A 25,045-nucleotide genomic window follows, 5' to 3' on the forward strand; every position below is an offset into this window, starting at 1 on the left:
TAGTAACGTGAATAGTCCGAAACAAATCTGTTTCGGACTGGTGGTTCAATATTTTATCCACTATATTCAACTTTATTTGTATTCGTAGTATGAATTTTCTGATTTTTTAAGTAAGAAAACTGGATTACGTTAATTAATAGATACTCCACCAGAGACACTCAGTTTTGTTGGTGCTGGCGTATCTCCACCATTAAATGAAGAGTGTTGTGATACATTTAAACTAATCATGCTACATGCTAATGTACTTACTATTATCGTACTGAATAACAATTTTTTTATTTTTTTCATTACTTTAACGCTCCTTTTCTTAAATGTTTCTTATCAGCATTATTACTAATATAGAAATACTTACTCGCTTTAACATGATTATTTGTTTCGTAAAATTGCAGTGCTAAAATCTCTGCATATTCTTTTACACAATCCCACATTTCCTCTTTTTCAAAATAAGAAATGGCATCAGTAACTACTTTTTCTAGTTTAATTCTAGGCAGTTCTGTGATTAGTTCATTTAAAACTGCGAAACGGTGTATATATTCTTCATTTCCTGACTCATTTGAATATTTCATTCCTTGCTCGATATATGATCTTGCTGTTTCAACGCCTTCTAACTTATAATATGCTCTTGCTAAGACAAATAATGCTTTAAAATGGTTCGGTATGGTATTTATAATTTCAGAACTCTGTCTAATCGCCAATGGATATAAATCTTGAATATTATATAACCAGCCTAAATTGGATCGTACTCGTAATAATAATTGTTCTTCATCATACTTCTTAAAAATATCAATAACCATATTGAGACATTCTTCCGCTCTTTCAAATTCTCTTAGATCTATACAAGCCAGTCCATATACATTGTCGCATAAAGCAATATTAATTTTATAGCCTACATGATTCAAATATATTTCTTTGGCTTTAACTGCATGTTGAATCGCTTCAAATGGTTGATAAGATTGATAACAGTATGTTGAAAATCTATACTCAAACTCAGCTTTTTCTATTTCGTCAGGTATATCTTTTAAAAGTCCTTCCGCCTTTTCATAGTGTGTTTTTGCCTCAGTATAATTTGCTATAATTGTAGAGTGGATTGCCTTAAAGAAATAATAATAGTAAGCTAAAAATGAAAATTCATCTTTAATATGAGGTAGTTTTTCTATTTGATTAAAAGAATCCTTTGTAATACTGATTCCATCTACCAAAACTTTATATCTAAAATTCAGTAGGGAATAATAGAATGATACATATTGGTCTGTTTCTATTCCTTTTAAACTTTCTTTTACTTTTAGATATGTTTGTTTTGCTTCTACTACATGATATAAACGAATTTCTTCATACCATTCATGTAATAATTCCATCAATTGTTTATTACTTTTTTCTTGAACAGTCATAATATCCCCCATTTATCTATAAAGGCTTATTCTGATAATAACAGGAATTCGATAAATTAAATTTAATCATGATTTTTTTCATAAATATACAGAATATTCTGAATTAAAGAGCTGTCCATGTTTTTAAATTTGAAAAGTATAGGTAAGGTAGTACAAGTTTCGTTAATGTATTTTTTGATTTTTTTACAGTTTTCTATTAAATACTTCTTATTAGGGGGAGCGTAGGTTTTTGATAAGTATCATAGGAAGCGTAACTTTTCATAAAATGTAGGTTTATACTTCCGCTAAGTAATTATCATAATGAGAGTATACAGATGTATCAAACGAAACTGCTACTTAATCAAATATGATTTAATACTTTCTTAGTTTTGGTTAGGGAAATTTATCATTTTAGCCAAGAAGACTCCTTCCTCAAGGAGCGTGAAGGGTCACAGCCAAGTGAGTAGGTGGGAGATGAATTGGCTTCGAACAAGGGATGGCAGGAAGCCATCCCTTGTTCGACATACAGAAGGTGTTACTTTACTATTTATCGAATGTATGTTTGGTTTATGATAGTTATATACCGAAATGGAGGTGAATGAAATGATGGTCAATAAAGCCTATAAGTTTCGTATCTATCCAAATCAAGCACAAGCAATTCTAATAAACAAAACGATTGGTTGTTCCCGCTTTGTATTCAATCATTTTCTATCCTTATGGGATCACACATACAAAGAGACAGGAAAAGGCTTGACCTATGGTACATGCTCTGCCAAACTCCCTGCTATGAAGAAAGATTTTGTTTGGCTCAAAGAAGTGGATAGTATTGCGATTCAGTCGTCTGTTCACAACCTTGCGGATGCGTATACGCGCTTTTTCAAAAAACAAAACAGCGCCCCGCGCTTTAAATCTAAGAAGAACAACGTACAATCTTATACCACAAAACAAACAAATGAAAATATTGCCGTTGTAGGGAACAAAATAAAGTTGCCGAAACTAGGCCTTGTTCGATTTGCCAAAAGTCGTGAAGTAGAGGGACGTATTGTAAATGCCACTGTTAGACGAAACCCTTCTGGCAGATATTTTGTGTCACTATTAGTTGAAACAGAAGTACAAGAACTTCCGAAAACACATTCTTACATTGGAATAGATGTAGGACTAAAAGATTTCGCTATTTTGTCGGATGGAACACCCTATAAAAATCCGAAGTTTTTCCGATTATTAGAAGATAAGTTGGCGAAAGCACAGCGTATTCTTTCTAGAAGAATGAAAGGATCTTCTCGGTGGAATAAACAACGAGTCAAGGTAGCTAGAATTCATGAATACATATCCAATGCTAGAAAAGATTACTTGGACAAAATCTCAACCGAAATCATCAAAAACCACGATGTGATCGGTATAGAGGATTTGCAAGTATCGAATATGTTAAAGAATCATAAGTTAGCAAAAGCAATTAGTGAGGTATCATGGTCACAATTTCGAACTATGTTGGAATATAAAGCAAAATGGTATGGCAAACAAGTCATTGTCGTATCGAAAACATTTGCTTCCAGCCAACTATGTTCTTGTTGTGGATATCAAAACAAAGGCGTTAAAAATCTAAACCTACGTGAATGGGACTGTCCTTCTTGTCGTACACACCATGATAGAGATATTAACGCAAGTATCAATATAAAGAATGAAGCAATAAGGCTTCTAACCGCAAGGACTGCGGGGTTAGCCTAATCAATTAGAGTTCGATAGAACTCTTTACTTAGGAATCCCTCACCTCTAAACGAAGTGAAAGTGGGGGTAGTTCAATGTTATATTTTGTGCTTTCATTAAGTGTACTAGGCAGTCTTTTTATATTTAACTATAGTAACAGCAGAAATTACTAATATAGTGTATTTGATTATGATGAAGGTAGAATGATAATGATGTACAAACTGTATTTGAATGGAGATTTATAAAAAAAGATGAAGTTGAATTCAAAATTTAAAAAGTGAATTACAATAATAGAATTAGTGGGAAAAGGATTACATAGTGTCCATATACGAATGATTAATACATATGAAAAAATGAAATACGTGATTATAGAATCGTAAAAAAGAACTAAAAAATATATTAGTTCTTTTTTTCTACCCTTGTTCCTTTTGGTTGTTGTTTTGTACAGACAGTCTTTATATAAAACAAGACAGGGTTTAAAAACCATTAAAGAATAGAACACTCGAGATTACATAGTGACTTGCATAAGGCCGAAGAAGCAGTATTTCCATGTTGTTCAATTCTTTTCAAAATGAATGAGTTTCTTATATTGAAAAAGCAACATTTGTAGCATGATTAGAATTGAACTGTGCTTCAAATTAACTTGTACAATATAGCTTTTCTCTTTACTGCAAATATCTATCATAATCAACTGAAAGTAAGTCTACTTGGTTTAAATTGGTATTAGGTTTTGGGTTTAAATGGATATTGGAATTATCCATTTAAATTACAAATTTCGGTCTCGATAATAAAATAAATACTATCTCAAATTTCTTAGAAATGGGTTTTGTTTTCGTTCATTCTGAATATCTGTGACATCACCATGCCCACTTAAAACCAGAGTTTTTTCAGGGAGACTAAATAGTTTTTGTTGGATTGTTTTCATTAATAGATTGTGATTTGCTCCGCTTATATCCGTTCTGCCAATACCGCCTTTAAAAAGTACATCTCCTGAGATAAGAATATTTTCATTTTTGATATAGTAAGATACGCTCCCAGGTGAATGCCCAGGGGTAAACAATACTTTCAACGAAAAGGAACCAATATGAATTTCCTCTTCCGTTTCAATCAGATAATTTGCAGGATCTGCCGTTGTTTTCTTTCTACCAGGTAGAGCGGAACGATTTAATTCTGCGTCTGAAAGCCAATCCCGTTCTGCCTGATGAAGATACACGGGGATATCCCACTTTGTTCTTACTTCATCTACTGCCCCAATATGATCAAAATGAGCATGAGTTAAAAGAATAGCTTTGGGAATTAAATCATTTGTTTGTATGTATTGATTAATTTTGTCCGGTTCACCACCAGGATCAAAGATGACGCAAGTTTTGTCGGCATTAGACAAAATATATGCATTTGCTTTGATTGGTCCTACAGGGATTCGTATCCATTCCATGCTGTACACTTCCTTTGCGTTAATGTTACTGAAATACTTATACAATACAATAAGAGCATTCCAATTAGAAATAGCATTATTCTAGCTTAAACTACAAGTAACCTTTGATACAATATTCTTGTAAAGGATGAAGGGGAAGGAAAAAAAGATAGATACTACTTTTAGATAGTTTAAGGACCCATCAGGACGAAGTAGATTTGAATCTATTAACTTTCCAAATCATTGTATAAGACAAAAAAATCTGTTATACATTTACAAGTGGGATCCTACACAGAATCAGGATTTTTTATTTGGATTTTGTTTGATCCCGTTAATATGTTCATTTTTAAGCGTTTATTGCATTTAAAATTGAAACTTTATTTGTCGTAAATAGTACATAATTTTGTTTTACCGTTTTGATTAAAATACGATCCGTTGTTCCATATGCAGTGCCAATACGGATTGCACTAGTCTCTTCAACACCCGCATAGGTAGCATCTTCAGTAACCTCAATTACATCACGTAATGGAATGGTGACCTCTGCCAATTGCCATGAAATTATTAACTCTTCTTTTGTTTTTTTTACATCAATACCTAGCATTATACCAAGACCTTTCTATAATAGAATGCTACACTTCTAATCTTATTATACAAATTTTTAGATTATTTTTCCATATGTAGGAATAGAATTGGTTTCTGCGTGTTAGTATCTTTAGCGTATCGAACGAAAAGGAGGATATACTGTCTTTCTGTTAAGAAATATGTTAAGAACAAAAGTTCACTTTAAATTAATATGAATTTGATATGGTTGTAGTATTATAAACGAGAAATATTAAGAGTGGCAGGAAGGAAATGAATAATGAGAATTAAATTAGTAGGGATTTTTACTTGTATGATTGTGATACTTGGTATCTTTATCGTTTATACCAATCAATCTATTGGTAAAGAACCAAAAAAAACAAACTATGAAACTCATGAAAACTCCATAAATAGAGAGAAAAATGGTACTTCAAATAACATAGCAAGTTCTTTTGCTAGTATACAGTCTGTAGTTAATAAGAAATACGGATTGCCCGAAGACTATAAACCGGAGGATTTAGTTGTACCAAATGTACCATTCTCATTCAGTGGAACGCTAGAAAAGAGTTACCTTCGTAAAGAGGCAGCAGAAGCACTAGAAAGGTTATTTGATTTAGCAAAGAAAGAAGGAATCCAGTTGAATGCTGTTTCAGGGTTTCGCTCATATAATTATCAAAAAAACTTGTATGCAAACAACGTGAAAAGAAAAGGACAAGAGCATACGGATCGCTTCTCGGCAAAGCCAGGACATAGTGAACATCAAACAGGATTAACGATGGATGTTTCTTCTAAAAGTGCAAATAATGAGCTAGAGTTAACCTTTGCGAATACGAAAGAAGGAAAATGGCTAAAAAAAAATGCGCATCGTGCAGGATTTATCATCCGTTATCCAAAATGTAAAGAGAGTATTACTGGATATGCTTATGAACCGTGGCATATTCGCTATGTAGGGGATATTGCTGAAAGTATATATAAGAAAAAGCTGACTTTAGAAGAATATATGAATCTGTAAAAATAGAACTGTAAACGATACTACTATTTTAAAGATGAAAGGGGAGCGATTCATATATTTACAGTAATGTGAGTAGTAGAATCTTACGTTAGGCGCCGAATGATAAATATTAGGCTAATATATAATTGGAATCAGAGAGTAACGAAAAAGAATATAAATATTACGTATTCGTTTTTTTACTAAAAGATAGGGCAGCATTCTAATTAGAATGCTGCCCTATTATTTTTAGTATAATCTATTGAAGTACTTTTTCAATTTTAGGCATTACAGCAATTGGTGGTAAAGATTTGGTCCATGCAGCAGCATAAACATTTAACTGTTCACCTATAGTGTAATTTTCACCATCTGAAATAGGAACTCTTAAAATCTTATTTTGATTTACTAACTCCCACCAATCATTTTGGTAAGCGAGAGCTTCATCTTTTGTAGATGTAGAAGCAACCACTAAATAATTGTTTTCTACTGAAATGACATATCCAGTAAAAGGATCTTGTTCTTGTTTATGAATAGAATAAATAGGTGCAGTGCTTACAGACGTCTTATTAGAATCTGCAAATGCCGGTGTTAATCCGAAAGTAAATCCACATCCTAATGTTAAAGCTGTTACGGTTGTTACTAATTTTTGTTTTTTTGTAAACATAATATATATCCCCCTTATATTTTATCCTACACTAGCCATTTTCAAGTTCTATGCATATAAAGCCTTTTAATATTAAGATATTTAACAGTTCTGTCACATATAATCCATAAATGTTAATATTATCTATTAATGGAAGTGAATCTATGTTATAATTCACTAGGTGAACTATTATTGTTACATTCATCCCCTGATGAATGTATACCCTTCCTTAATTGTAAATATGTTCGATTTTATTGGTGAAGAGGGAAGAAACCCCTCTTCTTTTTTTGTTCCCTCTAAAGTTCGAAGGTGCCTTAAGGAAGTAAAAAGATGGATATTGTGTTTATATATTAGAAAAAACATTTGTGACTGCTTCCGGTGGGTATAATATTAAAAGTTCTAGTAATCATGGCAGCTAATTGACTAGATTACAGGAGCATGCATAGTGGTATGTAACGGAGAATTGAAGAGTAATTAGGCTTTATAAACATCGTATTTTTGTTGAAAATGTCGCGTCTTTTGTTAATTAAAAGGGGAGCTATTTGAAATTGACATCACTTTTATCTGTAACTATAATGGTTACGGTAAGTTCGGTCATTAATTCGAATTTCTAAATTAATGCTAGTATATTTCCTTTCTTTCTAAGTGTGACAATAAGCGAATAACTATGTTGCAATGGAGGTTTAGATTCTATCTCATATTCAAAGAACAGTTAAGTTATATTATTCAAATTTACGATGAGTTAATACTAAAAAAATAACATTTTCCATCGTATTCTTTTTGAAATGCTTAGTTAAAAAAGAGGAAATATCTGCAGGAAGCAAATCAGGCTGTGGTATGTAGAAAGAAATCCTATAAAAAGGTCATAATATGGAATAATAGGTAAGGTTCATTTTAATGAATACGAGCAGTGTAGCATCAGGGCATTTTTAATAAAAATCTAGAAAAAAATTAAGAGGGTGAGTCCGTTGCGTAATCATTCACATGTGCAATTTTATGTATTGATATTAGCTCTAATAGCTTATTTAAGCTTTTGTTTTATATTTTTATTTGTTTTTCCAAATCACTATTTTGTATCAGATTTTAATATACGACTATCATCCTTAGTTGTTGAAGTTACTGTATTTATCTCATTACTTTACTCTATAGCATCAAGAAAAATTAAACTAGGAGTCTTTTGGATTTGTATTACTATTGCAATAGGGTGTTTTTTGATAGGAAATTTTATATCCGCTTTTCAAGTACTTAATATAGAATTACCAATACAAAATTTTAATATCTCTGATGTATTTTTGTTGTTTTTCTTATTCTTCTTTCTCTTTGCATTCCTTTATAAAATCATGATGGAATGTAATAAATGGGAAAAAGCATATTTGATTTGTGATTTATGTATTGTTATTACTGCCATTTTTACCTTAGAGTGGTACCTATTTAATAAACCTTCTGCAAATATCTTATTCTTATCTATTGGAGATGTTTTTCTTTCGTTTATTTTCCCAATTATAGATTTATTACTGCTATTACTAGGAGTTAGCCTTATCTTTCGGCCAGCAATTTTTAATGCGAAAAGTAAATTATTTATTTTTATCTTAGTACTAACTGGATTGTCTATTACGGACTATTTATATTTTTATTTACAAGATGATTTATCACATCGTTCACTCATATTATTAAGGTGTTTGTATAGAGTTTTTCTATTATTCATTGCCATTGCTGCTACTATTCCAAGGAGTACATCTTCTAGAAGAGATTACTTTATTATTAATCCGACATTTGGAAAGAAACTTCTTGTCATATTCCCTTATCTTGCAGTTGCAATTTTAATTGGTTTTACTTTCAAAGAGCAAACTTCTTCAGCTACACTGATTACGGGCAATTGTATTGCCTTTGTATTTGTACTGATTCGTCATACAATTGTACGAATGCAAAACAAAGATTTAACCGAAACATTAAAAGTGTTTAATAATCAATTAGAGCAAAAAGTATCTCAAAGAACGGAAGATTTAATAAAAAAATCTAATGATTTGGTGAAAAATCAAGAGAGGTTTAAGTCCTTATATGAGTATCATCCAGACCCTATATTAACAATTGATTCAAATGGTACCGTTTTAAATATAAACCAATCTGGAAGTATATTATTAGGGATGGACAGTACTACTTTAATAGGCAAAGAGTGCTTTTCTATTTTTTTAGATGAGGATAAACCTGAATTGGAAGCAGCTCTAAAGATGGGGAAACGATGTAGTTCGTCTTCGTTACAGTTACGTGTGAAAAATAATAATGAGAAGGATATACATTTTTGGTACGTTACAATTGTTCCTATCATGATAGAAGGACAAACTTTTGGGAGTTATATAATGGTAAAAGACATAACGAGGATGAAGCAACAACAGGATGAGATAAACTATCTAGCATTTCATGATACAGTGACGGGGATTGGGAATCGAATATTCTTCCAACAAGAATTAGACAGATCTATTGAGCGGGTACAAAAAACACAGGACAAGTTTGGACTCCTGTATATAGATTTAAACCGCTTTAAGAACATTAATGATACACTGGGTCATGCAATTGGTGACAGGGTTTTAAAAGAAGTTGCTAACCGTTTTAGGACATGTCTGCCACCAACTATTCCTATAGCAAGAATAGGGGGAGATGAGTTTGCAATCATTGTCCATAACAAAACAGAGCAACAGCTATTAGATTTGTGCGAAATACTATTTCGTATAACTGAAGAACCATTTGTAATAAATCAACACAGCTTTTATTTATCCCTTAGTATAGGAATAGCGTTGTATCCATTTGGAGGAACAAATGCCACAACACTTTTACAACATGCTGATATTGCTATGTATAGCGCAAAGGAAGATGGTAGCAATGCTGTTTGTATATACGACGAGACATTATCTCAAAAAATAACAAGACGATTACAATTAGAGCAAGATTTACCGAATGCAATTGAAAATAATGAGTTGTTTTTATTGTACCAACCACAAGTTGATAGTAAGGCAGGAAAGGTTATTAGTGCAGAGGCATTAATACGTTGGCAACATCCAGAGCTGGGGCTAATTTCACCTTTTGAGTTTATACCTATCGCGGAAAAAACATCACAGATTATTTCAATTGGAAAATGGACGCTACAGCAAGCGTGTTTACAACTGAAAGAATGGCATTCTGCAGGTTATACAAATCTAAAAATGGGGATAAATTTATCAGCTATAGAGTTTGAACAGAAAGATTTTGTTCAAACGATTATATCTACCATTGAAGAAGTTGGAGTACCAGCTAATTTGATTGATTTGGAATTAACGGAGCGAATTGCCATGGTAGATGAAAAAGAAACTTTATCGAAGTTAAACGCATTAAAATCGTATGGTGTACATTTATCAATTGATGATTTTGGTACAGGATATTCTTCATTAGCCTATTTACCTTTGTATCCAATTGATACTTTGAAAATTCCAAGAGAATTTGTGAATAGGATTGGAACTTCGAATGATGGAGATGAAATTATACAAACTATTATTTCGCTAGCCCATACTTTGAATATGAAAGTAATAGCAGAAGGGGTAGAAACGAAGGAACAGTTAATAGTGTTACAACGTAATTCATGTTATCTAATTCAAGGTTATTACTACAGTAAGCCTGTAAATGAAGATGAATTTATCAATTTTTTAAACACGACAAATAACAAATAAGTCCAAAAAAATATATATAAAGTAAAGTGAGAAAACGTTCTACCCATATGGAGTAGAACGTTTTTCTTATGTTTACTTTCAGAAGGTATGCTGCTAGGTTTCTGTTTTTGAGAGTAAACTTAATATTTATATTCCCAGTATTAGATTTGTTTTAAGCTTAGAAAATATCTTGATTCATTTATCCTAATTGTGTAATATATGATTATATTGTTGATTTATTTGATTCCGTTTATTCCCACACCTTCTTGTGTTGTGGTTGAGTTGTAGAAGCAAGTTACGTCTTGTTTCAATTGTGAAAGGGCTTCTTTGAGCCGATTAGTGTATATATAGCTTATTTTGCTATGCACATTATTAATCGACTTGAAGAAGCCTTTTTTGTACTGTTTTCAAGTTCGCAGGCTGGATTATGAATCTTAACAAATTACAAGAAAGAGGAGATATGAAAATGAAAAAAGATAACATTTGGACAGTATTAGATGATTCAAAAGAGCAGGAAAAAAGAAAGTAATCCAAAGAGCCAGGTAATATATTTATTGTTAGGAATAAGCTATCGGAAATTACAGATGAAGAATTACTATTTGAATAAAGTGAAGGTAGCTTATAGAGGGTAAAAGGAAGAACTAAGTGATGTATATACTTGGATCTTCTTTTTTTATTGACAAAAAGAAATTGGAGATGAATATTATGCTTACAAAAATTATTATTGGTCTATTTTGTTATGTGTTTTTGGTAGTTTGTAATTCAAAGGAAAAATTTCTAATAGAAGAAGCAAAGAAAAAAGAAAGGGAAAATAAAACGATGGAACGCCCCGTTTATTGGTGCCCAAGAGAAAATAGACCTATCGGAAGAGAACAAGAGCGTGTTACTGCTCCAACAAAAGAAATCCACTTAGAAAAGGATGTAGAAAGTGTACATAATCTAGTTACTACATTAGTTCGTGAGAATCTCGATAAAGAAGAGGGTAACAAGTTAAAACATGAAGCTATAGAAGAAGTGGAGTACGATGAAGCGGTTTATGATATTCCATTTCCAAGTGATGAGGATATACCAGAAGGACTATTAGGATGTGGGAATTTTATCCAGAAATAGAACGTGTTTCGATTCCATTAGAAGTAGAACACATAGAACACATTTTTCCAGTTCCACAAGGAGTATCCAATGTAGAAGATATGTTTTTTGTGACGTAGGCTGCAAAAGTGATAGGACGATAGCAATGACTGACACGTGTTATGAATATGTCTGATAACAAGCGTTATTGGATTCATACAGAGGGAGAAATATTACCAGAGAATTAACTGCTATATATAGCATTATAAATTGATTCATCTTATTTCTATACATTAGTTGTATCTAAGAAAAGATAACTAGGAAATATATGAATGTACTTCCTAGTTATTTTTTCTTAAATAGCATGAAATACAGCATTATCTCACTTATTTGTACAAGGAGAAAATATTTTTTATTTTTGTACAAGTGAGTGGGATAGAGTAATTCACCATATAAGGATATTCGACTATAATGAGACATTGTACGTCATTGTAATATTAAAATATTTTGAGATTGAGGTGATTAACAGTCTTAGAATAGGAGAATTGAGAACTCTTCGTAATATTACAATGCTTTAAATAGATAGTATCAAATCATGAGTTATTGTATGAAAAAAATTTTATTAAAGTAAATAGGAGTGATAATATATGGCAATCGATCATATAAGCAACAACGTAGTAGAAAAATTAAAACAAACGGTGCGCTATGAAAAGAAACAAGTTCAGGTATTATGTGTAAGTAAAAGTAGTTCTAATATACACGCTTACATGATTTTCCCAGAATTTTCAGAGGTTAAAATTCCAACTACCGAACTAGATGAATATATAGAAAATCTATCAATAAGCTTGAAATATGTCATTGATCGCAAGTTGAGTCAACAAGAAATAGAAAAACAAAATCATTCGTTCATTATGACATGTGCAGTTGAGGAAGATGGATTGGTAGATGATGAAACTATTCATTTCAATACGACTTATGTTAAACCACCAACAATTGCAAATAAAGTATTTAAGTTAGTATGTGGATTAGGACATCGTTTAGATAGTTTAAAAGAGTTACATATTACAGTGTTAAATAATAATATTAATCGAATTGAAATTGGATTTTACAATGAAAATGAAACATATACGGCAGTAGAGAAGGAAGAAATCGCGAATGCAATTATGGGGGCATATACAAAAGCAAATATCTATTATGCTGCAGATCTCTATTACGTTGCAGAAGGAGATCAAATCAAATTAAAGAGCGTTAAACCAAAATTAGCGGGGGATGTGTGATGAAACAAGAAAAACGGATGATAGGAGTCTTATGTACGCTTGTTTTAATGGCTTTACTTTTTATCCCCTTACAAGCAGTTCAGGCCTCTGTAAAAGTAGATTTTAATGAATTAAAGGGGAACGATGTTTCGTCATCTTTTAAAGAGGGATTAAACAATCGAACGAAAACAACAGAGAAAGATGATTCATTTGGCTCATCAATCATACAAAGGATTGAAGGTTTGTATGCACCGGCTTTTAAGGTAGGAGTAAATATCTTTTCTATTTCATTCGTATTAGGCATTATTGTCATGGTGATGGCGTTAATTACAAAGAATGGCCAATGGATGAAGTGGGCAACTGGAAGTATGATTTTCTCATTTATTAGTATGATGTTCATAAGACTGAGTGTGTATTTCTTGTTCAGTTCGGATGTATTTTCGTTTATGAACATCTTTACGGATTTTTTAAATCTGTTTAAGGCAACAGCACTTATTTTCACACCGTTTATGCTAATCGCAGGTATTCGTTTAAGAAAAATTCATGAGAGTACGAAACAGCCAGAGTATTACCGTTGGTCCAACCGGGTTATAACGGGCTCTTGTTTGCTGTGTATGTTAGCCGTACTCGCTCCATGGCTATTTGCTAATATGTAAACCTATATATAAAGATGATAAAAGGTACTGAATTTACATTCTGTACCTTTTATCTATCTAGTTGGTTTCTTTTTTCATATTCTTCAAGTATCTCCGGCAATATAGGAGATAATATGCAACTTAGAAATACAGTTGTACTTTTGCAGGTGAAAAGGTTTGAAAAAGCTGAATCTGTTTCTTGTTCTGTTACCGTAATATCTACTATAAGCTTTAACATATCTATTACAATCCTCTTTAGGTTAGTTCGTAAATTAATAGAGGAATATCATACCATTATTATAATTGAATGTAAAAATTTCTCAATTGAAAATAACCTCATTTATTTTGAAAGGACTGTTTGCTTTGAAAAGAAATCGAGAATATATTGTTTTGCGAAATTCCATTTTAATCGGTTGGCTGCTCACAATTATTGTTATGGGCCTATCTATCTATTTTTCTTCCATTGTGTATGTATTAATCGGTTGTTTCATTCTGTCCCTAAAATACGGATTAATGGGCACAATAAAGAATGTAGAAAAACGTTTACCCACCTGGGCTAACTTTGGTGTTATTGAAAAGCCAGTAAATAGAAGGGTAACTAGACCTTTTCAGTTTCGGGGTGGGCTCCTTGTTTCTTTAGCATTGGGATTCGTAGAGATGGTGATAAAAGGCTTATGTATCTCATATTTTATTTTAGGACTAGAAACGTATATATATCATTTGATGCGCAGTAACGTAAGAATGTGAAAAGGAGGATTTTATCATTTTAGCCAAGAAGACTCCTCCCTCAAGGAGCGTGAAGGGTCACAGCCCAGTGAGGAGGTTGGAGATGAATTGGCTTCGAACAAGGGATGGCAGGAAGCCATCTTAATTGTTCGACATACAGAAAGTGTTACTTCACTACCTACTGAATGTATGTTTGGTTTATGATAGTTATATACCGAAATGGAGGTGAATGAAATGATGGTCAATAAAGCCTATAAGTTTCGTATCTATCCAAATCAAGCACAAGCAATTCTAATTAACAAAACGATTGGTTGTTCCCGCTTTGTATTCAATCATTTTCTATCCTTATGGGATCACACATACAAAGAGACAGGAAAAGGCTTGACCTATGGTACATGTTCTGCCAAACTCCCTGCCATGAAGAAAGAGTTTGTTTGGCTAAAAGAAGTGGATAGTATTGCTATACAGTCGTCTGTTCGCAACCTTGCCGATGCTTATACGCGCTTTTTCAAAAAACAAAACAGCGCCCCGCGCTTTCAATCTAAGAAGAACAACGTACAATCTTACACCACAAAACAAACAAATCAAAATATTGCCGTTGTAGGGAACAAAATAAAGTTGCCGAAACTAGGCCTTGTTCGATTCGCTAAAAGTCGTGAAGTAGAGGGACGTATTGTAAATGCGACTGTTAGACGAAACCCTTCTGACAGATATTTTGTGTCACTATTAGTTGAAACAGAAGTACAAGAACTTCCGAAAACACATTCTTACATTGGAATAGATGTAGGACTCAAAGATTTCGCTACTTTTTCAGATGGAACACTCTATAAAAATCCGAAGTTTTTCCGATCATTAGAAGATAAGTTGGCGAAAGCACAGCGTGTTTTTTCTAGAAGAATGAAAGGATCTTCTCGCTGGAATAAACAACGAGTAAAGGTAGCTAGAATTCATGAATACATATCAAATGCTAGAAAAGATTACTTGGATAAAATCTCAACTGAAATCATCAAAAACCACGATGTTATCGGTATAGAGGATTTGCAAGTATCAAATATGTTAACAAATCGTAAGTTGGCAAAAGCAATTAGTGAAGTATCTTGGTCACAGTTTCGAACCATGTTGGAATATAAAGCAAAATGGTATGGCAAACAAGTCATTGCCGTATCGAAAACATTTGCTTCCAGCCAATTATGTTCTTGTTGTGGATATCAAAACAAAGACGTTAAAAATCTAAACCTACGTGAATGGGAGTGTCCTTCTTGTCGTACACACCATGATAGGGATATTAACGCAAGTATCAATATAAAGAATGAAGCAATAAGGCTTCTAACCGCAAGGACTGCGGGGATAGCCTAATCAATTAGAGTTCGATAGAACTCTTTACTTAGGAATCCCTCACTTCTAAACGAAGTGAAAGTGGGGGTAGTTCAAGGAAGTGAGAAATCAGCCAGGTGGACACAGGGTATTTTTAGAAAAAAATCCTCTTTTCAAAACCCATTTCGACAAAACTATAAGCATATTAAGGCAATTGATTGGATGATGGAACAACAGCTGCCGTGTATTTCTATTGCCGCGTTTCATCCAAAATGCAGTCTAAAAAGGGTAAATGTTCATTCTAAAGATAAACATGTCCTATATTATAACGATCTAAAAAAATGTATTGAATCATATATTGAACCGCAACTAACAATCGATGAAGTCCAACATATCTATCAAACTATATTACAAGTAAACATTATGGATAAGGATATTGAGAAGAAACATGTGAAGTATTTACAGAATAAATTCGCTAAACAATAAGAAACGGAGAAAGGAACAATGTTATATATAATAGGATTTTTGGTAATCATCGTAGTAGTTATTCGTCTTAACGTGAAGTATTATCGGTTAAAAGGTAACCCAAAAGATTTTGTGATGAAAAAGAATGATTAAAAATATATCTTAGACATAAAGGTAATAGACTACGTACATTATTTGGAACGTCATTAAAAATCCATAAGAACCGTTTTAAGACTGATAAATAGATGAGTGTAACTATATTTATATTTATGGATATAGATGATAAAATAGATAATTGAACTACTCACCACTTAACGTCCTTACGGACTGTTTGAAGTGGGATATTCCTGCGAACACCGATGTATCCACCGGTTATCTTAGCAGGCTCTGCCCGTAGCCCCTAAGGTGAAAACATAAGTATCTTGTACGTTGACTCACCACGCTTCCTACTTTAGCTTGGTTTTCGCAACTTCACCAAACGTGGGGTGAAAGAACGTTGAAGATTTTACGGTTGCAACGTTTTTCTGCAACCAACCTCATATCTTCAGTTTTCAAAGAGCAATGTGTACAAGTATATGGTAGCAAACATGTTAGTTTATGCCAACCGACATTCATCTCCCACCTAAAATTGGTGTTTTACACCTTCACAATTTTGAGGAAGGAGTCTTCTGTCGGAAAACGATAAAAATAAATAGGAGGTTTAGTTGTGAAAGAAGTGCTAGATGTTGAAACGTATTTACAAAAAATGAAGAATCAGAAAATAAATTATGACAAAGTATTAAGAAAAATGATAAAAGATTGGGAAGTAAGAAATGAAAGACCAAAAGTGTTACTTCATTCGTGTTGTGCTCCTTGTAGTACTTCTTCATTAGAATTTCTTGCAGAACATGCAGATGTTACAATCTTCTTCTCAAATTCAAATATCCATCCGAAAAGTGAATACATGCGACGCTCTAATGAACAAAAGATTTTTGTAGAAAAGTTTAATGATCGTACAGGGCATACAGTAGGCTTTATTGAAGATGACTATCGTTCAAATGTATTTTTTAAAATGGTAAAAGAGGAAGGTTTGGCAGAAGAGCCAGAAGGTGGGCTTCGTTGTTCAGCTTGTTTTGATATGAGATTGGATCGTTCAGCTGAGGTAGCACAAGAAAGGGGATTTGATTACTTCGGTAGTGCGATTACTCTTTCTAAAAATAAAAATAGTCAATTAATAAATGAACTTGGAATCGGTGTGCAACAAAATTATGATTCACGTTATTTACCAAGTGATTTCAAAAAAAGTAACGGGTATCAACGTTCAATTGAAATGTGTAATGAATATGACGTGTTCCGTCAGTGTTATTGTGGATGTTCATTTGCAGCAGAAAAACAAGGTATAGATTTACGATTGGTGAACAAAGATGCAATAAATTATCTGAAAGAAAATAATCTTAGTTTAAAAAAAGAGATTTAATCGTGAAAAATTTGATGTGAAATTAACCTATGATCTAAAAAGGAAATGTATTATATTTCTAAATGTAAAAAGCTAAAATAGTTGTGGAATAACTCCTTACTGGCTAAATTTCTAGAGTAGAAAAAACCAATAAGGAGTGTTTTTTTAATCTCGCATTGCCCCTGCCTCTCGGGAAGTCATTGCTCCTTGTCCCGCTCTTACATCATTTTGAATTTCTTGTTTCACTTTTTGTGCATCAGTTTCAGCGAAATTTGGTTTCATAACAGAACCAGTGCTTTTTATAGCTTTTTTATGACCTTGCATACAAATCCTCCTCGATTTAACATTTAACAATCTTATTATTTACAAAAACATACTCTGTTTACTCCGAGTAGTTGAAAGAATATCACGTAAAGTAAAAAAGCGATTAAATTAGTTTTCGATATACTATTTAAATAAGAAGAAATAATATTACTAAATCTTAAATTCTGTATATAAAATTAATAAGAATCATGATATGATGAAAGTAACAAAATACTTCTAAAACTATCTTGCAAAAGGACACACCTACGCATACATATGCTATAGGTGTGTCCTTTTTTATTTGTTTTAAAAATTTGATACCAAAAGGAGAGATATATGTTGTGTGCTATTGAGATTACACCGACAAATGTGCCTTTTAAAAAAGTGTCTAGGCTAAAAAAGAATGAGAGTAGCATGGTATTGGAATGTCCAAAATGTGAAAATCACTCATTTAAAGCTGTTTTTAATGATTATCCGAATTGGATTCAGTCTTGTAGTTGTTGTAATTATCGAGCGGTCAATTCAATATATAGTCCATTTGTTTATTAAGTAGAGAGAAACGCTTATTAGGAGGGTAATACATTATAGGATTTGAGATTAAGGTTATTTGTATTCCGTCATTCGTTTTTTTATGACTGCATGCAACAGTTTGCCACAAATAAATAATTCGATGCCGGCACAAACCGTACGAAAAGGAATACAACAGTATGCAGAAGGGAAAGGTATTGTTGATATTCCAGAAATTTATAAGAATAAATTAAAAGGCTTAGAAACAGTTAAAGGAAAGGTAGTACATATAAAGGATGGAGATCCGATAGACGTAAGCATAGATGTCAGAAATAGACGGTAAGATTGCTGTTATTGGATCCTCCCGAGTTCGTATCACAGAAGAGTCCACCACAAAAGTTGTGGAAGAAAGCGTCGTTATTTTTAAAGAAACAATTAAAAAAGCGTAACATTGGCCTATGATGGTGGACTAAAAGAGGACAAGTATGGCAGGAAATTGGCATATGTATTTTGTGAAGGGATCACTATTAACGAATTAATGGTCAAATCAGGATATGGTATTGTAGCTTACATTTCAAAATCTAACACTTCACTGCTCCCACAAATGCTAGAAAGCGAAAAAGATGCAAAGGCGTCAAAAACTGGTGTGTGGAGCATAAAAGAGTTTGTGTATGAAGAGAAACATCATGATAACCGTAATGATGCGGCTTAGCCCCTAATCCATTGCAATATAAATATTCGTAAAAAATGGAGGTTTTTTGAATGAATGAAAACAAAAGAAATATGCTCTTATCATTTATTATTTCAATTTTATTTATTTTCGCGAGTCTATTACCTTTTAGTAGTAATGAATATGTGTATGTTATCTTCAAAATTGGTGCTGTAGCTGGCGTAATAAATATCGTTATGATGAGCGTCTTCTTGTATTTTCAAATCAAAAAAAACGGGACATTTATTAAATTAGTAAAGTGAGATTTAATAGTTTTCCATACTTTTTCTTTTTAATAAGGGTATGGAAAACCAAAAAAGGAGTGCGAAAGGTGATTCAAGTACCTGGATTTTTGAAGTTGTTTTAACGAAAGAAAGACGGTATGTATATTTAGCGGTAGCAAAAAAGAAAAGCAAAAGGGTGAATACACATATTGTATATAGTTTTGGCCCGCTAGCAAAAGCATTAGAAGCTATGTATGTAACGCGTGATGATTTTGAGAATCTTTTCCCTTTAGAATTAAAAGAGAAGGGTTATGACTGGGAAGGTGTCAAAGATTGAATACTGCCTATTAAAACAGGGTAACCGAAACACGGAAATAAACCAGTCATATATTAGCAAACGTTTTACATTCTACATAAGACAGTTGAGGGGAATATAGGATGTCAATCATTCGAAAGTATCACATTGCAATTGCTTGGACAATCGCTACTAGTGCAATGCTCATAAGTTTGGTGTTTAGTGAATGGATGAAACTACCTCCATGTGATTTATGCTGGTATCAAAGGGTGGCCATGTATCCATTAGTATTCATATTGGGTATAGGAATGTATAAAAAAAATCCCAACGTAAGTACATATGCATTTCCATTTGCATGTATTGGTTTAATAATAGCCGTTTACCAGATAACAATTCAGACTTTCCCAACAAGTGAAATGAAGGTATGTTCAGCAGGCGTTTCTTGTACAGAAGATTACTTGAATTTATTTGGTTTCATTTCGATACCTATGCTATCTTTTGTTGGATTTTTAGCCATCATAATCCTTCTATATGCAAAAGGTCATAAAGATAAAGAAGAGTAAATGGCTCAGTGATTATGAACTATATATACTTGTACAAATAATAAATTGATATTAAAAATAATAAAGAATGTAGAAAAGGAGAAATAAAATATGGCAGAAATGCAAATAAATAAAGAAATGCACAAAATTCCAGAGGCGGATGTAGAATTATTGAAGATTATGGCTCATCCAGTTAGATTACAAATTGTGAAAGAATTAGAACATCGCAAAATTTGTAATGTAACACAATTGACGGAGCTATTAGAGATACCTCAATCTACTGTTTCGCAGCATTTATCTAAGATGCGTGGGAAGATTCTTCGTTCGGAAAGAAGAGGGTTAGAGATGTATTATCATATTGTAAATTCCAAAGCATGCCAGATTGTTAGTGTGTTAGGTTTATAAATAACTTAAGCTAATTAGTAGGTTTCGGAAATAAAAATAAAACAAGGGCAGCTATGCCAGGTAGCCCTTGTTTTATTTGTGATTTTGCATATATTTGTGCGCATTTAGTATAGCAAACATTATTCTTTTCTATCAAATAAAAAGAGCCTGTATGCACAGGCTAAAATTACGTATGAAAAAGAGATCATGATACTCGACCTCTTTTTCATACAAGGGTTAGAGATTAGTTGTTATTCGACTCATACTCATTTTACACTTAATACTCAGAAAATTCAATCTGATTATTGATTTCTCAATATGCTTTGTTTGTTTTTATATTATAATATACCTAATTCTTTTTATTTATGTATCTCTTTATATTTTCCTGGGGTGAATCCTTTTAAAAAGGATTCCTTTTTTATTGCTTTATACAATATAATATAATTCAAATTTAATTTTAAAGTGAAGAATATTAAAAATGAAACATCAAAACTTATGGTATTTTATACAGCGACCGTTGAAATTGCTTGCTTATATAGGAATTGTTGCTTTCCATTGCTAGAGATTAGCACTGAAAATTTATCCACAGCAATAATGATTCCAGGTATTCTAACTCCGTTGAGTAGGATAATATTTACTATCCTTTGTTCCTCAATTAATTTTTTATAAAAATTGTCTTGTGTATACATTAGTAATTTCCTCCTCTCTTTAAATATTCTAATCCTTTTAAATTCTTCTTATTAATATAAAAGGAATGGAGTAATTATAACATTTCTAGGATGGATTTTTATAAAAAATAAAAGCGCTTACAGTAAAGTGAAAATCTCTGCTAATTTATTTTCTTTTTACATTATTAAATATAATTGTATAGATTTATTATAAGATTCTTTTTTATTGCCGGTGAACCAACAGCAAATAAAATAATTGAGTTGTTTCAAGAACTCGAACATCAAGAAGGTAAATACGTAATTGTTGTTACGCATTCACAAGAATTTGCAAAAGAATCAGGTCGAGCAGTTTATTTAAGTAAAAAAGTTAGTAGTAAACGAAATTGAGAATAGTTAAGAAAAAAGCTATTTTTGTTCTTAATTGGCATAATTTTCAAAAATATATAGATGTTAATATTTGTTATATGATATATTTGTCAAAGTACTATTCCTGTAGTTTTAGTAATGAATCTGTAAGATAGTTTGTTGGTCTCATATATTCCTCTTAAATTAAAAAGAACTTGTAGAGATTCCTACAGGCTCTTTTTAGTTTATGGGTTGAATGTGGATTTGAAGTAAAGAAACAATTTTTTGAGAGGAGAAAAGTAAATGTTTATAAAAGCAGAAAGATTATTAATACGAAATTTTGAGTTCAAAGATTGGCAAGCTGTCCATGAGTATACATCAGATAGCAATGTAATGAAATACATACCCGGGGGGGTTTTTACTGAAGAAGATACAAGAAACTTTGTAAATAATAATATGGGTGAAAATGCTGAGAACTTTCCTGTGGTACTGATTGATGAAAATATTCTGATTGGTCATATTGTTTTTCATAAATATTTTGGTGAGCATACTTATGAGATTGGATGGGTATTCAATCCTAAATATTTTAATAAAGGATATGCTTCTGAAGCAGCACAAGCTACATTGAAATATGGGTTTAAGGAGATGAAATTACATAGAATTATAGCGACATGTCAGCCACAAAATACCCCATCATATCGATTGATGGAGAGAATTGGAATGAGAAGAGAAGGCTATTTCAGGAAGTGTATCCCCCATGGAAATGAATGGTGGGATGAATATTATTACGCTATTTTAGAAGAAGAGTAGTGTTTCAGAGCGCATTATTTAAATCAAAATTACAATTTAAATTGTGCTATCGTTTTTTGAAAATTGCTTGGTCTATAAGATCATTAAAATGTGGGCGGTGCACCATGCCCATCAAGCTAATATTATATAAGTTTAATTTCATATAATATTTTTTCTTTTTTCTAAAGATCCAGCGTAAGTTCTTTAAAAATTTGCATCCTAAATAAACTTTATCTTGCTTCAGATTTTTGATTACGCTACACGATTGTGGGACATAAAAAATTATATATGACGCCTAAGATAACAAAGACTGTTTTCTTCTCATATTTATGGGATTTTCGTCCGTGTTTCTGTAAGAGATTAAACAGACGAAACGATATCTTTGTTAATTCTTGGGTGTTTTTTTGTAAAGATTAATAAAAAAATATTTCTTAATTTTAATATTTAAAACTTATGAACACGTGTTACAATGAGGTTCTCCAATTTATTTTATTCTCTTATTTAGAATTTATGGTTTAATATCCAATAATACAAAATTGGTTGTAGTAAATAAATGAATGAAGCGGTTAGAGTGGTTAAAAGGCTATTAAGTATAATTATCCAAAAAATAAATTCACTTAGTTAAGTTTTAGAAAATTTATTATGGTAAGGATTTCATCAAATTTGAATCGTTCTAGATTAAACTTGTGATTCCATCAAAGTCAAAAATCAGCATTTAAATGAATTCCATGTTTCATCTAGGTAATTTAGAACGATTTGTAGTCTTAACATTGCTTAATATAGAAAATAACATATTTGAAAGGTGGATAGATAAAACTCCGCTTGTAAAAATTAAATTGTTATATGAGAAGATATATGTAAAAGGATATAACGGTGATTTCATATCGAATGATACCATAAATGAATGTAGAAAAAATAAAGGAGCAAACAATTAAATACACTATATCAGTTGTAAGAATGAAGGGAAGAAGTAGAAAGTGTTTAAAATAAAAGAGAGATTGGAACAAATGAAGCTTAAAACGAAGTTGTCTATGGCATTTATTGCAATATTAATTATACCTAGTCTTATCGTAGGAATAACATCTTATGATGAGGCGAAAACAGATCTTAATGATACAATTCTACAATCTGCGAAAGATAATGTGAGTATTTTAAATAAGATAGTTGATGATGAATTAGAAAATAAACATGTAGATGTAACTTATTTTGCAAAGATACTTACACAAGGTGATTATAACGCTGACCAATTGCAAAATGTGCAAAGTAAATTTGATCAATATATACAGTTACATCCAGAGATAGAATCAATTTATACTACATCCAGTAATAATCAATTTATTCATGCACCTGTTGGAAAAATACCAGAAGGATTTAATCCATTAGAAAGTAGTTGGTATAAGGATGCAGTAAAAGCTAATGGAGAGATTATTGTTTCGTCTCCCTATAAATCAAAGACTACAGGAAATATGGTAATAGCAATTGCAAAGCAAAATGCTGATAAAAGTGGTGTCATTGGTGTTGACCTAAATATTGATGATATCGTAAAAACTTCTAAAATGATAAAAATAGGAAAACAAGGCTTTGTATCTATAGTAAGTCAAGATAAGACTATAGTTGTTCATCCTACACGTAAGCCAGGGGAGAAATTAGAGAAATCATTAACAGATGAACTATACAAGAAAGAAGATGGAGTAATTACTTATAGCCTTAATGGTGAGGATCGAAACATAAGCTTTAAGACAAACAAAAAAACAGGTTGGAAAATAGCTGGTATAATGCCTATTAAAGAAATTGAAGAGGCTACCAATCCTATTTTTTATAAAACGTTCACTATAATAGGGGCTTCATTGTTGTTAGGTGGAATTGTAATTTTCTTCATTCTTAAATCTATTATTAACCCACTAAGACAATTAGTTATTTCAGCTCAAAGAATTAGTCAGGGAGATTTAACTGAGAAAATAGATATTCGTTCCAAGGATGAACTTGGTCAATTAGGTAGTAGTTTTAACACAATGGCAGAGTCGTTACGTAATATAATTTCTCGAATTAACACATCTGCAGGACATGTGGCCGCTTCGTCTGAGGAACTAACTGCTAGCGTAGAGCAAGCAAGTGTTGCGACAGAACAAATTACAAAAGAAATGGAAGAAATATCGAATAGTGCAGAAGTTCAAAATAATGAAGTTGCGTCTGGAGCGAAATTAATTGGCGAGGTCACGCGTAATATTCAATGCGTAGCTGATAATGCTTCTGAAGTATCGTCTTCATCCTTATACACAAAACAAAAAGCCAATGAAGGCGAACAATTAGTAGAACAAACTGTAACGCAAATGGAGTCAATCCATCATTCTGTTTCTCAATCCGATAATGTAATTAAATTATTAGATAAGAAATCGCAGCAAATCGGAAGTATCTTAGAAGCAATTCAAACTATTGCAGAACAAACAAATCTATTAGCATTAAATGCAGCGATTGAAGCGGCTAGAGCAGGAGAACAGGGGCGTGGATTTGCAATTGTTGCCGATGAAGTCAGGAAGTTAGCAGAGCAATCATCCGAATCTTCAATGGAAATTGGAAGTCTAATTAATGAAATACAAGCAGATGTACATGAGACTGTAAAAGCTATGAATGAAGTAGGAGTTGAAGTGCAGTCGGGAATTCAGGTTGCCAATGATACAAAACAAAGTTTTTATGAAATTTCAAAATCTGCAAATGATATTGTGTCAAAAGTGCATGGTATGGTAGAACTATCAAATAAAATGACAACTGATGCAATGAAAGTCGATACATCAATTAATCAAATATCTATGGCTGTGAAAGAGAATTCTTCAAGTATGCAAACGATAGCCGGTTCATCTGAAGAACAACATGCTTCTATGGAAGAGATAAATTCTTCAGCGGTACAATTAGCACAGATGGCCGAAGAACTTCAAGAATTAATTGGTGGATTTAAGATATAAGTTCAGATTCTAAGATAGAATCCTAGATAGTGTGTTTAAGGATAGAAG

Annotated in this window: 19 protein-coding genes and 6 pseudogenes; 17 read left to right on the plus strand and 8 right to left on the minus strand. The window is 32.2% G+C overall.

Annotated features, from left to right (window positions below; genetic code table 11):
- Nucleotides 1-129: 129 nt before the first annotated feature.
- Both ACZ76X_RS18660 and ACZ76X_RS18665 read right to left on the minus strand, forming a co-directional pair.
- A complete protein-coding gene (locus ACZ76X_RS18660) occupies nucleotides 130-288 on the minus strand; it encodes a Phr family secreted Rap phosphatase inhibitor (protein ID WP_048524871.1) in 159 nt (52 codons plus the stop codon).
- Nucleotides 288-1,388 (minus strand): response regulator aspartate phosphatase, encoded by a 1,101-nt coding sequence (locus tag ACZ76X_RS18665; RefSeq protein WP_479851322.1) that lies wholly within the window; start codon nucleotides 1,386-1,388, stop codon nucleotides 288-290. Before ACZ76X_RS18665 ends, ACZ76X_RS18660 begins: the two co-directional genes overlap by 1 nt.
- A gap of 582 nt (nucleotides 1,389-1,970) precedes the next feature.
- Between ACZ76X_RS18665 and tnpB (ACZ76X_RS18670) the strand changes: the two genes are divergently transcribed.
- Nucleotides 1,971-3,092, plus strand: a complete 1,122-nt coding sequence (tnpB, locus tag ACZ76X_RS18670; protein WP_479851323.1) for an IS200/IS605 family element RNA-guided endonuclease TnpB — start codon at nucleotides 1,971-1,973, stop codon at nucleotides 3,090-3,092.
- Between the two features lie 778 nt (nucleotides 3,093-3,870).
- On the opposite strand, the gene ACZ76X_RS18675 is transcribed toward tnpB (ACZ76X_RS18670), so the two are convergent.
- Together ACZ76X_RS18675 and ACZ76X_RS18680 are read right to left on the minus strand one after the other, a co-directional pair.
- Entirely contained in the window at nucleotides 3,871-4,506 is a 636-nt protein-coding gene (locus ACZ76X_RS18675) for an MBL fold metallo-hydrolase (RefSeq protein ID WP_479851324.1), read from the minus strand.
- A 325-nt stretch (nucleotides 4,507-4,831) separates the two neighbouring features.
- Complete coding sequence (locus ACZ76X_RS18680) at nucleotides 4,832-5,086, minus strand: SunI/YnzG family protein (RefSeq protein WP_479851325.1); 255 nt, start codon at nucleotides 5,084-5,086, stop codon at nucleotides 4,832-4,834.
- 258 nt (nucleotides 5,087-5,344) lie between these two features.
- On the opposite strand from ACZ76X_RS18680, the gene ACZ76X_RS18685 reads away from it, so the two are divergent.
- Complete coding sequence (locus tag ACZ76X_RS18685; protein WP_479851326.1) at nucleotides 5,345-6,076, plus strand: M15 family metallopeptidase; 732 nt, start codon at nucleotides 5,345-5,347, stop codon at nucleotides 6,074-6,076.
- Nucleotides 6,077-6,311: 235 nt separating this feature from the next.
- Here ACZ76X_RS18685 and ACZ76X_RS18690 read toward each other — a convergent pair whose 3' ends face one another.
- Entirely contained in the window at nucleotides 6,312-6,716 is a 405-nt protein-coding gene (locus ACZ76X_RS18690; RefSeq protein WP_479851327.1) for a DUF3221 domain-containing protein, read from the minus strand.
- A 947-nt stretch (nucleotides 6,717-7,663) separates the two neighbouring features.
- On the opposite strand from ACZ76X_RS18690, the gene ACZ76X_RS18695 reads away from it, so the two are divergent.
- The 8 genes and pseudogenes from ACZ76X_RS18695 (at nucleotide 7,664) to ACZ76X_RS18730 (ending at nucleotide 17,292) form a co-directional block, all read left to right on the plus strand.
- On the plus strand, nucleotides 7,664-10,393 hold the full coding sequence (locus ACZ76X_RS18695; RefSeq protein ID WP_479851328.1) for a putative bifunctional diguanylate cyclase/phosphodiesterase: 2,730 nt from the start codon (nucleotides 7,664-7,666) through the stop codon (nucleotides 10,391-10,393).
- 684 nt (nucleotides 10,394-11,077) lie between these two features.
- Nucleotides 11,078-11,757 (plus strand): annotated as a pseudogene (locus ACZ76X_RS18700) (transposase).
- Between the two features lie 330 nt (nucleotides 11,758-12,087).
- Nucleotides 12,088-12,717, plus strand: coding sequence for a hypothetical protein (locus ACZ76X_RS18705; protein ID WP_479851329.1), 630 nt, complete (start codon nucleotides 12,088-12,090; stop codon nucleotides 12,715-12,717).
- On the plus strand, nucleotides 12,717-13,352 hold the full coding sequence (locus ACZ76X_RS18710) for a hypothetical protein (RefSeq protein WP_479851330.1): 636 nt from the start codon (nucleotides 12,717-12,719) through the stop codon (nucleotides 13,350-13,352). The genes ACZ76X_RS18705 and ACZ76X_RS18710 overlap by 1 nt, the downstream gene beginning before the upstream one ends.
- A gap of 342 nt (nucleotides 13,353-13,694) precedes the next feature.
- Nucleotides 13,695-14,078, plus strand: a complete 384-nt coding sequence (locus tag ACZ76X_RS18715) for a hypothetical protein (RefSeq protein ID WP_479851331.1) — start codon at nucleotides 13,695-13,697, stop codon at nucleotides 14,076-14,078.
- 216 nt (nucleotides 14,079-14,294) lie between these two features.
- Nucleotides 14,295-15,413: an IS200/IS605 family element RNA-guided endonuclease TnpB gene (gene tnpB / locus ACZ76X_RS18720; protein ID WP_479851367.1), complete on the plus strand. Its 1,119-nt coding sequence runs from the start codon at nucleotides 14,295-14,297 to the stop codon at nucleotides 15,411-15,413.
- A gap of 63 nt (nucleotides 15,414-15,476) precedes the next feature.
- Nucleotides 15,477-15,857: pseudogene (locus ACZ76X_RS18725) on the plus strand (nuclease-related domain-containing protein); the annotation flags it as partial.
- Nucleotides 15,858-16,551: 694 nt separating this feature from the next.
- A complete protein-coding gene (locus ACZ76X_RS18730; RefSeq protein ID WP_373561177.1) occupies nucleotides 16,552-17,292 on the plus strand; it encodes an epoxyqueuosine reductase QueH in 741 nt (246 codons plus the stop codon).
- 144 nt (nucleotides 17,293-17,436) lie between these two features.
- Here ACZ76X_RS18730 and ACZ76X_RS18735 read toward each other — a convergent pair whose 3' ends face one another.
- Complete coding sequence (locus ACZ76X_RS18735; RefSeq protein WP_479851332.1) at nucleotides 17,437-17,595, minus strand: hypothetical protein; 159 nt, start codon at nucleotides 17,593-17,595, stop codon at nucleotides 17,437-17,439.
- A gap of 560 nt (nucleotides 17,596-18,155) precedes the next feature.
- Between ACZ76X_RS18735 and ACZ76X_RS18740 the strand changes: the two are divergent.
- The 5 genes and pseudogenes from ACZ76X_RS18740 to ACZ76X_RS18760 all read left to right on the plus strand — a co-directional run bounded on the left by ACZ76X_RS18740 (nucleotide 18,156) and on the right by ACZ76X_RS18760 (nucleotide 20,256).
- Nucleotides 18,156-18,793, plus strand: a pseudogene (locus ACZ76X_RS18740) (thermonuclease family protein).
- A gap of 50 nt (nucleotides 18,794-18,843) precedes the next feature.
- Nucleotides 18,844-19,045 (plus strand): annotated as a pseudogene (locus ACZ76X_RS18745) (hypothetical protein).
- A 76-nt stretch (nucleotides 19,046-19,121) separates the two neighbouring features.
- A pseudogene (locus ACZ76X_RS18750) lies at nucleotides 19,122-19,351 on the plus strand (hypothetical protein).
- 101 nt (nucleotides 19,352-19,452) lie between these two features.
- Complete coding sequence (locus ACZ76X_RS18755; RefSeq protein WP_479851333.1) at nucleotides 19,453-19,872, plus strand: disulfide oxidoreductase; 420 nt, start codon at nucleotides 19,453-19,455, stop codon at nucleotides 19,870-19,872.
- A gap of 99 nt (nucleotides 19,873-19,971) precedes the next feature.
- Nucleotides 19,972-20,256: an ArsR/SmtB family transcription factor gene (locus ACZ76X_RS18760; RefSeq protein ID WP_097841952.1), complete on the plus strand. Its 285-nt coding sequence runs from the start codon at nucleotides 19,972-19,974 to the stop codon at nucleotides 20,254-20,256.
- Nucleotides 20,257-20,738: 482 nt separating this feature from the next.
- On the opposite strand, the gene hfq is transcribed toward ACZ76X_RS18760, so the two are convergent.
- On the minus strand, nucleotides 20,739-20,924 hold the full coding sequence (hfq, locus tag ACZ76X_RS18765; RefSeq protein WP_087985476.1) for an RNA chaperone Hfq: 186 nt from the start codon (nucleotides 20,922-20,924) through the stop codon (nucleotides 20,739-20,741).
- 627 nt (nucleotides 20,925-21,551) lie between these two features.
- On the opposite strand from hfq, the gene ACZ76X_RS18770 reads away from it, so the two are divergent.
- A complete protein-coding gene (locus ACZ76X_RS18770; RefSeq protein WP_479851334.1) occupies nucleotides 21,552-22,058 on the plus strand; it encodes a GNAT family N-acetyltransferase in 507 nt (168 codons plus the stop codon).
- 231 nt (nucleotides 22,059-22,289) lie between these two features.
- Here the strand turns inward: ACZ76X_RS18770 and ACZ76X_RS18775 are convergent.
- Nucleotides 22,290-22,450 (minus strand): annotated as a pseudogene (locus tag ACZ76X_RS18775) (IS4 family transposase); the annotation flags it as partial.
- Nucleotides 22,451-23,014: 564 nt separating this feature from the next.
- On the opposite strand from ACZ76X_RS18775, the gene ACZ76X_RS18780 reads away from it, so the two are divergent.
- Complete coding sequence (locus tag ACZ76X_RS18780) at nucleotides 23,015-24,997, plus strand: methyl-accepting chemotaxis protein (RefSeq protein ID WP_479851335.1); 1,983 nt, start codon at nucleotides 23,015-23,017, stop codon at nucleotides 24,995-24,997.
- Nucleotides 24,998-25,045 lie beyond the last annotated feature (48 nt).

It is taken from the genome of Bacillus sp. BC05(2025) (genome assembly GCF_056725905.1).

Excerpts from the sequence above, each read along its gene's own strand:
- ACZ76X_RS18760 (WP_097841952.1), top strand. The coding sequence starts at position 19,972 with ATGCAAATAAATAAAGAAATGCACAAAATTCCAGAGGCGGATGTAGAA.
- ACZ76X_RS18735 (WP_479851332.1), bottom strand. The coding sequence starts at position 17,595 with ATGCAAGGTCATAAAAAAGCTATAAAAAGCACTGGTTCTGTTATGAAA.
- tnpB (WP_479851323.1), top strand. The coding sequence starts at position 1,971 with ATGATGGTCAATAAAGCCTATAAGTTTCGTATCTATCCAAATCAAGCA.
- ACZ76X_RS18675 (WP_479851324.1), bottom strand. The coding sequence starts at position 4,506 with ATGGAATGGATACGAATCCCTGTAGGACCAATCAAAGCAAATGCATAT.
- ACZ76X_RS18665 (WP_479851322.1), bottom strand. The coding sequence starts at position 1,388 with ATGACTGTTCAAGAAAAAAGTAATAAACAATTGATGGAATTATTACAT.
- ACZ76X_RS18660 (WP_048524871.1), bottom strand. The coding sequence starts at position 288 with ATGAAAAAAATAAAAAAATTGTTATTCAGTACGATAATAGTAAGTACA.
- ACZ76X_RS18755 (WP_479851333.1), top strand. The coding sequence starts at position 19,453 with ATGTCAATCATTCGAAAGTATCACATTGCAATTGCTTGGACAATCGCT.
- tnpB (WP_479851367.1), top strand. The coding sequence starts at position 14,295 with ATGGTCAATAAAGCCTATAAGTTTCGTATCTATCCAAATCAAGCACAA.
- ACZ76X_RS18685 (WP_479851326.1), top strand. The coding sequence starts at position 5,345 with ATGAGAATTAAATTAGTAGGGATTTTTACTTGTATGATTGTGATACTT.
- ACZ76X_RS18690 (WP_479851327.1), bottom strand. The coding sequence starts at position 6,716 with ATGTTTACAAAAAAACAAAAATTAGTAACAACCGTAACAGCTTTAACA.
- ACZ76X_RS18710 (WP_479851330.1), top strand. The coding sequence starts at position 12,717 with ATGAAACAAGAAAAACGGATGATAGGAGTCTTATGTACGCTTGTTTTA.
- ACZ76X_RS18680 (WP_479851325.1), bottom strand. The coding sequence starts at position 5,086 with ATGCTAGGTATTGATGTAAAAAAAACAAAAGAAGAGTTAATAATTTCA.
- ACZ76X_RS18770 (WP_479851334.1), top strand. The coding sequence starts at position 21,552 with ATGTTTATAAAAGCAGAAAGATTATTAATACGAAATTTTGAGTTCAAA.
- hfq (WP_087985476.1), bottom strand. The coding sequence starts at position 20,924 with ATGTATACACAAGACAATTTTTATAAAAAATTAATTGAGGAACAAAGG.
- ACZ76X_RS18705 (WP_479851329.1), top strand. The coding sequence starts at position 12,088 with ATGGCAATCGATCATATAAGCAACAACGTAGTAGAAAAATTAAAACAA.